At 36.1% G+C, this 11,907-nt stretch carries 17 protein-coding genes and 1 riboswitch; of the genes, 2 read left to right on the top strand and 15 right to left on the bottom strand.

Annotated elements, in window-relative coordinates; genetic code table 11:
* Positions 1–223: 223 nt before the first annotated feature.
* Complete coding sequence (locus tag ACFO3L_RS03115; protein ID WP_379963735.1) at positions 224–1,402, bottom strand: cation:proton antiporter domain-containing protein; 1,179 nt, start codon at positions 1,400–1,402, stop codon at positions 224–226.
* 54 nt (positions 1,403–1,456) lie between these two features.
* Positions 1,457–1,532: riboswitch (Fluoride riboswitch) on the bottom strand.
* 44 nt (positions 1,533–1,576) lie between these two features.
* A complete protein-coding gene (locus tag ACFO3L_RS03110) occupies positions 1,577–2,545 on the bottom strand; it encodes a tRNA dihydrouridine synthase (protein WP_379963733.1) in 969 nt (322 codons plus the stop codon).
* Between the two features lie 175 nt (positions 2,546–2,720).
* Between ACFO3L_RS03110 and ACFO3L_RS03105 the strand changes: the two genes are divergently transcribed.
* Together ACFO3L_RS03105 and ACFO3L_RS03100 are read left to right on the top strand one after the other, a co-directional pair.
* Positions 2,721–2,909, top strand: coding sequence for a tRNA-specific adenosine deaminase (locus ACFO3L_RS03105; RefSeq protein WP_379963731.1), 189 nt, complete (start codon positions 2,721–2,723; stop codon positions 2,907–2,909).
* A 69-nt stretch (positions 2,910–2,978) separates the two neighbouring features.
* Positions 2,979–3,197, top strand: coding sequence for a cytidine/deoxycytidylate deaminase family protein (locus ACFO3L_RS03100; RefSeq protein WP_379963729.1), 219 nt, complete (start codon positions 2,979–2,981; stop codon positions 3,195–3,197).
* Between the two features lie 176 nt (positions 3,198–3,373).
* On the opposite strand, the gene ACFO3L_RS03095 is transcribed toward ACFO3L_RS03100, so the two are convergent.
* The 13 genes from ACFO3L_RS03095 to ACFO3L_RS03035 form a co-directional block, all read right to left on the bottom strand.
* A complete protein-coding gene (locus ACFO3L_RS03095) occupies positions 3,374–4,120 on the bottom strand; it encodes an ankyrin repeat domain-containing protein (RefSeq protein WP_379963727.1) in 747 nt (248 codons plus the stop codon).
* A gap of 2 nt (positions 4,121–4,122) precedes the next feature.
* Complete coding sequence (locus tag ACFO3L_RS03090; RefSeq protein WP_379963725.1) at positions 4,123–4,515, bottom strand: RidA family protein; 393 nt, start codon at positions 4,513–4,515, stop codon at positions 4,123–4,125.
* A gap of 212 nt (positions 4,516–4,727) precedes the next feature.
* On the bottom strand, positions 4,728–4,937 hold the full coding sequence (locus ACFO3L_RS03085) for a WG repeat-containing protein (protein WP_379964061.1): 210 nt from the start codon (positions 4,935–4,937) through the stop codon (positions 4,728–4,730).
* Between the two features lie 18 nt (positions 4,938–4,955).
* On the bottom strand, positions 4,956–5,651 hold the full coding sequence (locus tag ACFO3L_RS03080; protein WP_379963723.1) for a WG repeat-containing protein: 696 nt from the start codon (positions 5,649–5,651) through the stop codon (positions 4,956–4,958).
* A complete protein-coding gene (locus tag ACFO3L_RS03075; RefSeq protein WP_379963721.1) occupies positions 5,638–5,892 on the bottom strand; it encodes a hypothetical protein in 255 nt (84 codons plus the stop codon). The genes ACFO3L_RS03080 and ACFO3L_RS03075 overlap by 14 nt, the downstream gene beginning before the upstream one ends.
* Positions 5,889–6,140 (bottom strand): hypothetical protein, encoded by a 252-nt coding sequence (locus ACFO3L_RS03070; RefSeq protein WP_379963719.1) that lies wholly within the window; start codon positions 6,138–6,140, stop codon positions 5,889–5,891. The genes ACFO3L_RS03075 and ACFO3L_RS03070 overlap by 4 nt, the downstream gene beginning before the upstream one ends.
* A gap of 212 nt (positions 6,141–6,352) precedes the next feature.
* Positions 6,353–6,547, bottom strand: coding sequence for a GNAT family protein (locus ACFO3L_RS03065; protein WP_379963717.1), 195 nt, complete (start codon positions 6,545–6,547; stop codon positions 6,353–6,355).
* A 67-nt stretch (positions 6,548–6,614) separates the two neighbouring features.
* Entirely contained in the window at positions 6,615–6,743 is a 129-nt protein-coding gene (locus ACFO3L_RS03060) for a hypothetical protein (protein WP_379963715.1), read from the bottom strand.
* A gap of 34 nt (positions 6,744–6,777) precedes the next feature.
* Positions 6,778–7,089, bottom strand: a complete 312-nt coding sequence (locus tag ACFO3L_RS03055; RefSeq protein WP_379963713.1) for a hypothetical protein — start codon at positions 7,087–7,089, stop codon at positions 6,778–6,780.
* A 126-nt stretch (positions 7,090–7,215) separates the two neighbouring features.
* A complete protein-coding gene (locus tag ACFO3L_RS03050) occupies positions 7,216–8,649 on the bottom strand; it encodes a hypothetical protein (RefSeq protein WP_379963711.1) in 1,434 nt (477 codons plus the stop codon).
* A 13-nt stretch (positions 8,650–8,662) separates the two neighbouring features.
* Positions 8,663–9,148: a YbaK/EbsC family protein gene (locus tag ACFO3L_RS03045; protein WP_379963709.1), complete on the bottom strand. Its 486-nt coding sequence runs from the start codon at positions 9,146–9,148 to the stop codon at positions 8,663–8,665.
* 230 nt (positions 9,149–9,378) lie between these two features.
* Positions 9,379–10,074: a hypothetical protein gene (locus tag ACFO3L_RS03040; protein WP_379963707.1), complete on the bottom strand. Its 696-nt coding sequence runs from the start codon at positions 10,072–10,074 to the stop codon at positions 9,379–9,381.
* Positions 10,075–10,093: 19 nt separating this feature from the next.
* Positions 10,094–11,335, bottom strand: a complete 1,242-nt coding sequence (locus ACFO3L_RS03035; RefSeq protein ID WP_379963705.1) for a metallophosphoesterase family protein — start codon at positions 11,333–11,335, stop codon at positions 10,094–10,096.
* Positions 11,336–11,907: the final 572 nt, after the last annotated feature.

The following is an 11,907-nucleotide window of genomic DNA, read 5'->3' as shown; positions in this document are numbered from 1 at the left end:
ATATCTTCATTATTCATATTTTCTGCCTCACCTCCTTAAATAAACATCTCCTTATCAAACAATGCAAAACATTGCTAATAAGGAGACGTTTAGTAACTTTCATCATTTATCTTCATTCTCAAAGATAACACTCTTATCAACATTTCATGTTATTTCTAACACATCGGTAAGAGTTACTTTAACCTAATCTTAATGTACTGTCAACGAATACCACTTGGAAAATTTAATCTTTTACAAGCAACTTATGATATGTTTTATCGATTAAAATCGCTCCTAGCGGGGCCGTGACGACAATCGAAATAACAGCGACCGTTAAAACTATCTCGCCACTCGCTAATCCCATCGCAAGCGGGATCCCACCAATTGCTGCTTGGACGGTTGCTTTTGGAGTATAAGCAATCGCTGTAAAGATTTTTTCTTTTGAATTTAAGTTTGTCTTCAACAAACTAATATAAACTCCAATAATTCTAAAAATCAAACTGCCTAAAACAATCATTATCGCTACTAAACCTGCATTAATCGCGTAATCAACGTTAATTAAAGCACCGACTAAAACAAAAAGCAGTACTTCTGCTCCACTCCACATTTTTGAAAATTTCAAAGATAAACGTGTAGCAACATCAACCTTTAATTGATGGATGGTTGCTCCTAGTGCCATGACTGCAAGTAGTCCAGAAAAACCAATGATTCCTTCAAGCCAACTTTCTAATGTCACTAATAAAAAGGCAATAGATAAAATGAGAATCACTTTAATCGTGTCTCTAATATGAAATTTTGTAAATAGCTGGGATAATCCTAGACCAACGACGATACCGACTAAAATCCCTAAAATAATAGCAATCGGAATGTTCACTAATTGGATCATATCAATCGTTCCCCCTTGTGCTAAACCCGTAAAGGTTGTAAATAAGACAATGACAAAAACGTCATCTACGGAGGCACCGGCCAAAATCATTTGTGGAATACTTTTGTTCGTTCCATAACCTTCTTCCATCAATTTTAACATTCGCGGAACAATCACAGCTGGTGAAACTGCTGCAATAACTGTTCCTAAAATGGCAGCATCGAGTAGACTTAGCCCCAACAATTTAGGACCTAAAAGAAGGATACCTAGGATTTCAAAGCAAGCTGGCACAAAACACATTAACATTGCCGGGCGGCCAACTTTTTTCAAATCATAAATATCTAAATTCAAACCCGCTCGCACTAGGATGATGATAAGCGCCATTTGTCTGAGTTCGGCAGAGATACTTAAAATCGTTGTGTCTAAAAGATTGAACATGTACGGACCTAAAAGAATACCAGTCAGTAGCATTCCTAGTAATGGGGGTAATCCAAACTTTTGAAAGATTTTTCCAAAACTCATCCCTAATAAAAAAATCAATGCAATTGATAATAACATTTTTCCCTCTCCATTCTTCTCCCAGGAATAAAAAAAGCCAATGATCCTGCGAGTATTTTCGCAGAAGTCATCAGCTTGAATAAGCGGTTTAGGTTTTACACCATGGGAGAACCTCATTCCCTACAAAAATCATACTACTTGGGAGAACTACTGTCAATCAGTTATCATCTGTTCTTAGCGATTTTCTTGATTTTCAAAGGTATCTAAAATATGACGGACTTCATCCGTTGACTTTGTTCCCATTAGGCTGACACGTAAATCATTTGCACCTGGAAAACCTTTTACATAAATTTTAAAGAAACGATGTAAGCCAACAATTGAACGTGGCACCATTTGAGCATACTCGTCTTGCAAATCAAGTTGCAAACGCAATAATCCTAGCAATTCTTGACTCGTATGTTCTTTCTTTTTAACTTCAAAGGCATAAGGATTTTTAAAAATACCGCGCCCAATCATAATGCCATCAACCCCATATTGCTCAAATAGCTCCAGTCCTTTTTGACGGTCGGGAATATCTCCGTTGATTGTAATCAAGGTACTCGGAGCAATCTTATCACGTAAAGCCATAATTTGCGGGATGACTTCCCAATGGGCATCCACTTTACTCATCTCATTACGCGTTCTAAGGTGAATTGATAAATTAGCAATCCCTTGTTGCAAAACATGAGTTAACCAATCTTCCATTTCAGACATTTCAGCATAGCCTATTCGGGTTTTGACACTGACAGGTAATCCGCCTGTTTTAGAAGCTGCAATCAATTCTGCTGCAACTTCTGGTCGTAAAATAAGGCCGCTGCCTTTGCCACGTCCAGCAACATTTGGTACTGGACAGCCCATATTAATATCTAGTCCTTTAAAACCCATTTCAGCTAGTGCAATACTCATTTCTTTGAAGTATTTTGGGTTGTCGCCCCAAATATGTGCGACAATTGGTTGTTCATCCTCGGTAAAGGCTAAACGGCCACGAACACTATCTTTACCATCGGGGTGACAAAAACTATCTGAGTTGGTAAACTCAGTAAAATAAACATCTGGTGCGCCCGCTTCTTTGACGACATGACGAAAAACAACATCCGTCACATCTTCCATCGGTGCTAATACGAAAAAGGGCTTTGGCAATTCAGCCCAAAAATTATTGGCCATATTCATTAATTCTCCATTCAATACACTTTTATCTAAGTTGACATGCTTTTCAAAAACATTCTTATTATACTAATAAAAAGCTCAAGAAGCAAAGTCCTTGTCTTATTTGACAGAAGTCTCTTCCTCAGACAAAATGAAGTAGAAAACAATAAAAAACGAAGGAGGACAACAGTAAGTGATTACGACCGAAGATAAAAAATATTTACAACGTTGCATTGAGCTGGCTAAGCAAGCATTAGAAGAAGGCGATGAGCCTTTTGGTTCGGTGTTGGTTGCTGAAAATGGTGAAATACTTGCTGAAGATTATAATCATGTCGCAACTGGTGACCATACGCAGCATCCAGAATTTGCACTAGCACGCTAGGCCGCAGCAAATTTAACCCCTGAGGAGCGACAAAATGCCACCGTTTACACTTCTGGTGAACATTGTCCGATGTGCGCTGCCGCTCACGGCTGGGTTGGACTAGGAAGAATAGTCTATGCCAGTTCATCACAACAATTAGTTGAATGGTTATCATCTTTTGGTATCAAACCTGGAAGAGTACGCAACTTAGCGATTGAAGAGGTGATTCGCGATACCATAATTGATGGTCCCAATTTGGAATTATCCGAACAAGTACGTTTATTGCAAAAAAAATTTCATACAAAGTAAGCTGAGAAGAAAAATAATCGAACTAACGTTAAATTTCACAGAGAAATAAGAGGCAACTGTTTAAATAAAAATCAACAAATAAATAAAATACAAACCCCGTGAAATCAGTGTATTAAAGCATCGATTTCATGGGATTTGTATTTTTAAAGCCTTTTATCGTCTTCTATGCTTGTTTGTTACTTTTGTAATTCTGCTAAAATATGATTGTATCCTAATTCTTTTGCATAGTCTTCCGCTGTTTTGCCAGCATGATCGCGCAACGTTTTATCTGCCTGATATTTCAAAAGTTCCTGCACGATTTCCAAATAAATTTGTGAACCGTCTGTTAAAGCAACTGCCTCAATTAGAGCGGTATAACCAAAATTATTTTGATGATTAATCTCAGTACTACCTTCTTTTAGTAACAATTGAACATTTTTTAGATGCCCTTTTTCAGCAGCTGGTATCAAAGCGTTGCCGCCGTAACGATTAACAATCGCTTGATTTGGTTGACTATTTTCCAGCATATAGGCAAGGATTTCCGTCTTTCCTTGGGCGCCTGCATATAAAAATGGGCTGTCTTCTATATGATCTTGTAGATTGATATCTGCCTTGGCATCAATTAAAGCTTTGGCTATTTCAATCTGATTATTATGTGTTGCAATTAATAAAGGACTTTCGCCTCGGTTATTTCGCTCATTCAAATCATAATTAGGATCTTTTAAAATTGCTTGTACTTGTATGAGATTGGCTTGTTCAACTGCTGTGATTAGTTCTCCTGCTACATAATTCATTTCATCACGTCCTTTTGCTTCACTGATGATCGTACTAGTTGTCGTTAAATCTTGTATCAATGATTCTCTAGAAATTTCACTATTTTTTAAACGACTGCTTGTTAACAATAGTAATACCATTGTCATGAGTAAGATTGTCCTTTTTTTCATCCTCATTCAACCGATTGCGGTTTTTTTACGATACATTCAATCTCAACATCCGCCCCTAAGGGTAATTCATAGACCGCAACACACGTGCGAGCTGGAAATGGCTCGTTAAACATCGTTTGGTAAACGGCATTCATCTCTTCAAAATATTTCATGCCAGTTAAATAAACATTAACTTTGACTACATCATCCAAAGTCACATTCGCTTGACTCAACGCATCTTTTAAATAGTGAAAACTCTTAGTCGTTTGTGTATGAATATCGTATTTCTCTCCATCATAATCCGCACCATTGTAACCTGTTTGACCAGAAAAATAAATGAACTCACCTGCATCAATTCCATGTGAATAAGGTCCTGATGACGTCATCGATTGACCCGTATATGCTTTTCGTCCCATATTCGCCTACCTCTTTCTTTTTCTATCTTATCATAAAGTGACCATACAATGCTCTTTTAGAATTTTTCAAAAATGGCGTATCATCTCCGCAGCTAATTTCACAGGATTGGTTTTGAGATAAAAAAACGGCGAGGAAACCCTCACCGATTCGTACGTATTCACGTTTTAGATTCTTACTTACTAACAAATCCTGATAAGACATCTACATTTTGTTAAAAATTTTCATTACCAAAGCTTAAAACAACCTCTTCATCCAGATTGATAAAGCCGTATGTCGATGTCAAATCTTCTTGATTAGGCTTTAAGGGCGAGTCAATCATTTCATCCTCAAATAGGTCAATCATCACAGGTAGAACACCATGATTGTACTCCCCAATACTTGAAAATTTGGGTTCCAAGACATATTGTCCCTGTTTGTCGATAATTCCAAATTTATCATTCTATTGAGTAATCGCATAACCATTTCTATAAACAATTTTATCTTGAAATTTTGGTTCAATAATAATTTCTCCTGTTTTTGGATCTAAAATACCAAATTTGTCATCAAGTAAAAGGGTATAAACATAATCGTCAGGATTTTTTTTAACGGAACTATTAACAACTGCTTGATAGGTTGGTTCAAACAAAATTTCACCTTGGTCATTGATTAGACCATATTTCTGATTGATGGCTGTGATGAACAATTGATCGCCGGGTACTTTATAAATACCGTCATATTTCGCTTCGACTTTCATATTTCCCGATTTATCTGTCAGCCCCCATTTACCATTCATCTTCACAGGTGCTACCTCTCCGATAAAACTCAAACCGTCCTCAAATTTCAAATCAATAACAAGCTCATCCTTGTCATTAGTATATCCAATTTTTCCCGGTTCATTCATGAAAGGAATCATTCCAGAACCATATGGGCGTACATTCTCGTAAGCAGGTTTTAGTAAAACTTTTCCATCGGAATTGATAAACTCTGCTTTACTTCCTTGGGTTAAAACAACTGAAGCCCAACCTTCACTAAAATCTGATGCCGAAAAATACTTACCTGGGATGCCTTCTTTACCCGCTCGATCGATAAAACCATATTTTGCTTCACCATTGGCATCGTTTTTGACAAACAAACTTCGATCATCAAAAAAACTCATTAATTTCTAGATATTCTGGTTTTGTAATGACTTTACCTTCATTATCTACGACTCCCCATAATTCGCCCTGTTTAAACTTATAGTAACCTTCGCCTAAATCGATAAGTTCATCAATGGTACCTTCAACAATTGGCTCTGCTTGTTTACTTAATAAGGCTTTAGGGACACCGAAATCATTGATAATGAAAAATTTTCTCCTTCTGAAACTTCCACGGATGATACAAAGAAGGATTCCATTCAAATTGAAGTGGCATCGTTAGAAAACAAGAACTCTCCTTGGTAGTCTTTAATTGCTGCTATGTTTTCTTCAAGATTAAGCTCTAAAAAAATATAATCTTGATACTCTGCTTGGTTCCCCTTTGAATCTTCTATCGGACTGTTACTCGTTTCTGCCACTGCTGAAGATCCGCCTGTTGTTTCTTTCGTTGTTCCGCATCCAGACAGAGCAGCTGAAATAGCTAAAATTGAAAGCCATCCGTAAATTTTCATCTCCTCATCCACTCACTTATTTTATTAACGACTTATTTTATCGCTTTACAACTTTATTCTAAATTAAAAACGAATTAGCTGTCAAATTCGGTTAGAGAATTCATTTTCTGTCTCTAATGATTATTTTTTTAAGTATAAAAGCGGAAAAGGTCCACGTTCTTCAGGAAAAACAAATAACATTTCTAATTTCTGATTTTCTACTCCCATAAAGCCTAAAATTTCGTTGTCAGGATTTTTAGAATGACAAGATGTTCGACAGCCACTATCGCCTGTGACACAAATTTTGCAATGTGATCAATATCTTTTTCAGTCAAAAAATGATGAGTCTCAACAACCGATTGACGCCAAACATGCGCAAATTCACTGACTAAATCAGGAGTCGGCGCTGATATTTCAAGTAGTTCCAAGATAGAACCTCCTAAAAAAGGAATGCTTATCCACTTTTACTAAGCGATGGAGCATTCCTTATATTGACTATTTATTAAAAATTTTCGGACCTTTACGCATATTCTTACGATCATTCTTTGGGACATCGACTTGTTTTGAACGTCCGCCACCTTGTTTCTTTTTAATTAGTTCTTTCATTTTTTCTTTTGTATCCATTATGACACTTCCTTAATTAATATCCATTTTGTTCTTAGAGAAAATATAAGTGGATGCATCCACCAATCACTGCTAGCGAAAATAAAATTTTGCTTAGCAATTCTTTTTTGGGAAACCTATTACCGATAATAAAAGCCACAACTGCTAAAATTCCCCAAGATAAACTTAGTATTTTCTCAATCATTTCATTGCTTGGTAAAGAGGTATAAATAAGATAGGATAAAAGAAGTCCTAAAATCGTGTTCCAAATGAATCCAATCGTTCCCTCACTGTTCCTATATAGTAAAAATTGACCAATTATGACTAGTATAATTAAACCAATAAACAGTAACATTAATACGCCCATTGTCAACCCTCATCCCTTCTCCATCCGTTAAATATAGCACAGTGAAAATTATTTTGAAAGGTAAAAAGCACATTTTCATGACGATATTTTCAATCTTTCACTGTTCTTTAATTAATTTTAAAAAAATTACGATTCTATCTGTTTTCCGATAATTTTCTTGATTTTCTTGATTGGAAATGGTGCATCGGCTTCCGTAAAATAGTCAATTGCAACAATCTTTCCTACTGTAACTTCACCTTGATTACGAATTGGGACTTTTACCCAATCACCAACGACAAGTGTTGGGTCATCTGTCAAATAGTGATAAGATTTTTCATTGCCTTTAAACACTACACTACAAAAAACAAAATCCTTTTCTGTTCGCTTCTTTTTCAGGTAAATTGCTGGATTGAAAATCTCCGTTAAATTAAAATCATTCATTAATAAAGCAGCTTCGCTAATAAACTCCTCCCAATCCTGAGGTAAACCATTCTGGTCAAAATCTCCACTAATTTGTTGTTTAGAGCCATCTGCAAAATTAATTTGGATTTGATATTGCCTTGTCACAGTCAAATCAGAAATCACATCAGGCGGATCACCAAGCACTTTTTGAAAGAGCTCTTGGGTTCCAAAAAAATGGAGTAAACTGGAAATGGCATATTTCGCAATATATTTATGTCTTGTCTCATAATAGTCGCCCAGCGATTGAGCATAATAAATCCCACCAGATTCTCGGTCAATAATCAATTCTTCTTGATACGTTTGCCCATAATCAGGAGCTTCTAACAGTTGTTCTTGCCGTTGATAGGCTACCGTTATTCGATTAATCGGATTAAAAACTGCCTGACCGTCAAAAATAAATAAATCGGCCCTTTTTAAAATTTCACGAATATAATACGAAAGGTCAAAATCCGAAACAACGGCTTGAGGAAACAAAGAACCGCTAAAGTAAAAAGTTTCAGCTTGCGTATTTTGAATTTCAAGGTCCCAATTTCCCACGTCCGTAACAAAAATATCCGGAAGCGCATGACTAAAATACTCTGTAAACACTTGAAAAAGCTGCTGAACTGCCGCTTGACTAATTTTCCATTTCGAAAAACGGAGAAGTTTATTAAAACCGTTATAAGCAAACAAGCTGATTTGCCCATGATTATTAATCGTCAGTTGCTGTTCAATTTCCTCGTCAGCCTTTGGCATGACACCATAGCCGAAATTATTTGAGATCAATTTAATTGTTTGAATCTGACCATGAAAAAGCCCCTGAGCTTCTTTAGCTAATTGTTCCATTTTATTTAAAGCTAGTCGCAACCAATCGCTACTCTCTATCTCTAAATCCCTCAATTGAGAATCAATCAAAGTCCCTAACTGTTCTAAGTCTTCGATTGCCGCAACTTTATTTTTCAATTCTTCATTTGTGAAAGTAACGCCAATAAATTGGCTGGAATCGGGATGATTAAAATGCAACTGTTGACATTCTTGCATCAAGGAAGCGACGACTGTCGATACAGAAGGCCACTCATCACCTGTCAAGACTGTCAACCACCGATTGGCAAATGCCTGAATTTTTTCCAAACGCTTCACATCTTTCCCTCCTTTAGCTTTCGAACAAATAAAATTGTTTTATTTGATAATGGTTCATTAACTTCTCGAGATATTCCCCGTGAAAAACAAACGTTTGATCATTGCGATTCGGATGAAAAGCAACCGCAGGATGGGTCGTAATTGCTTTTTCAACATAGTAATAAATCATCTTATTTCTATCATTGGCAACATTCAATATAGAGACGGCGCCAGGGGTTACCTTTAGTTCAGCCCATAAATCTTCCTTTGAGGCGAAACTTAATTTTTTTTCGTCCGTCATAATTGCTAGCTTCTCTAAAGAAATAATGGTATCTTCTCGTAAACTAAACAAATAATAGGCACTTTTCTTTTTATTGCGTAAAAATAAATTCTTAATTTCTAAAATCTCTTCATCAAATACTAAATTTTTCGCTTCTTCTACCGTAAATACAGGAGGGTGTTCGTATAAATGATACGGAATCTGATACGTATCAAATACCTTTTGAATCGAATTCATCATAACATTACTTACCTCTGATTATTTTTTTGCGGGGGATTGATTTCGATAGAGTTCGATAGCTTCTCCGTCGTCTAGAGTTTATTTGATCATATCGTAGGCAATCATAGGCTGCCCTTGCTCCTCAACATTGTCATACGTTATTGTAAAAGAGTAGACAAAGCTATCTGGATAATTGTATTTTATTAAAAAGCTTCGAAGATCTTGAGCGACCGAACCCGTTAGCTCGCTTTCTAAATAACGTTCTTTACGATTTGTGAAAGCTCCAATCTCACAGGGTCTTTCAGTTTATATGTGGTTGCTGAAGCCTTATCCATCACATTGAATTTTCCTTCAGCGTAATCTTGAAACCATTGCAGATAATCGAGCTGAACAGTATTCAAGTTTGATGACCACCTTTGTGTATCAAATGTCTCCTTTAACATTAGTTCTGGTGTTATCAACTCACCTTTTGAAAGCTGTTGATTAAGATGACCGCCTAATGTCTCGATTGCTTTTCTAAAAATTTGTTCTTGATTACCAAATAAAAAGTAAACCTGACCATCTGGAAAGCCATAACGAATTCGTTGTGCATTCTTAGTCTCTCGCTCATCATAAACAGCCGAAAACGTTTGGGTTTGTTGTGGTTCATCCTTCAGAAATAAATTGAAAGCAACCGTATATTTTGGTTCGTTTTGAATCGTTACAGGCACTGAAAAATAAGGATTTGGGTACTTCAATTGTGGCTGATGATAGGTCGTATCACTAAAATCAATTGTATAAGCCAGTCCTTTTTCACTAGGATTAATCAGCGTTTCAATTGAATGTTGGATATCTGATTGATTTTGTTTTACAAAGTCGTCCATATCCGTCGTTACTTTCTTTTGACACGATAACAAAAGATTCGTTAAAATGACCAAACTGCTTAAAACAATCACTTTTTTCCCCACTGATTTCCCTCCTATTTTTTTATTCTGGCAAGTCAATAACAATTGAATGATTATTCGGGATATTTTGATCCTCCACAGATTGTTCAACACTCGAAGACAATCTTGGTGCGAATTCTTTTAATGTTTGGTAACGAGAGTCTTGATAAATGGCTACTTTATCAGCCTCACTTAACAAGTTATTACCAGTAAAATAGCGTAAGTTAGCTTCTCCGACTATTTTGGCCAGTGAGGCAGCATCCTCTTTCATTCCAGACTGTATCAAGAAATTCAACGCCATTTGTTCTCCGACTTGACGATATTTATTAGCGAGAAATTCTGGATATTGACTTAAATCTGAATTTTCTAATTGGTTTTCCGTAAAATAAGGCCGCGGATCAAATGCTTCAACTTCATAGCTTATTTTGTTATCTTGTAGTTTTAAATGACCAATGTGACTACCTGCCGTGCTAAACGACGACGTACTAATCTCATAAAAAGTTGGATTTTTACTATCTTGCATAATATTTTGTAAATGAATATGACCGGTCATTGCTAGCGGTACATGGTATTGTTCAACTAGTTCCAGCACTTGTTGGGCATTGTTTAAAACAAACCCTTCCGTTACGTTCTCATTATGAGCCAATAAATTATGATGCATAAAAATTAGCGGAACTTTCTTCATTGATTGAGCTTCTATCAACATATTCTCTAGCCAATCGAGTGTTTTTTCTGATAACTGGCCCTTGGTAATCGGTTCTGTTTTTGAAAAACGATCCGAATAAATATTACTGTCTAGCATTAGTAAACGGTAATCCTGCAAATCAACTACATAACTGAGTGAATTTTTATCACTTGAACTACTCATTTGGTAACCATCAGCAAAAGCTTCCTTAAAATCTGCCGGACTAATTTGATGCGCAGTAATTTGTTGCCCATTAACGAATTTACGGGCCCAACCATTATAAATATCATGGTTGCCAGGAATAGCTAAAACGGCAATTCCCGCTTTTTTTAATGGTTCAAAAATTTCAGCCATGTGTTCTAAACTTCGTTGCTCCCCATTGAGCGTTGTATCACCGGTAATGATAATACCTGTTGGTTTTTCATCTAAAGCTTTTTTAACAAAAGCATCTAAAACCTGAGTCGTATAACGAATGTCTGTGCCAATTGTCGTCGACTCAAATTTACGAAATCGCTCACTATCTTCAAATAAATCATCCGAATAAAAATGATTATCGGAAATAACCCAAAAATGAGGCTCCTGCACATGATTCAATGCCATCGCCTCTGTTGCTCCATCTTGACCTTTGACAAGTTGCTGTTGTACAAAGAAAAGTGAGGATATGATTATCAAAATCAAAAATATAATTTTTAAACTTCTTTTTTTGAACAAGGGAAATCCTTCCTTTATTAGCGTTTTTGTGAATTTCGTACAATTTAAGTATATGTTATCCCATAGACTTTTGCACTTGATTCGCTTAAAAATATTCTTTCACTTGAATGACAAAAAATTCAACAGACAAAAGAAATCCAACAGACTTTTAACTAACTAGCGTAGCATTAGGTGATGTAATACAATTCCAAAAATATTGACTACTTAAAAACGCCTATTTTTTACTGGTTTGAATACGGCATTAGGAATAGTCCACCAGTGCGGAACATTCGTCCACTGAATGCGGGCAAAAAGTCCACCAAGTGCGAAAATAATCGTCCAAATTGATAACCTTCTGTATACTTAATTTATGTATGAGTTTTCATACAAATAAGTTACAGGAGGTTATTTTTGTGATCAATTATCATAAAATTCTTGAAATGCATCTACAAGGGATTTCTCAACGGACAATCTCTTCCAGT

Origin of the sequence: Enterococcus eurekensis (assembly GCF_042654605.1) — a bacterium.
Classification (GTDB): Bacteria; Bacillota; Bacilli; order Lactobacillales; family Enterococcaceae; genus Enterococcus_I; species Enterococcus_I eurekensis.
Note: the sequence above shows the minus strand (reverse complement) of the source record. Positions and strands in the feature narration are given on the sequence as shown.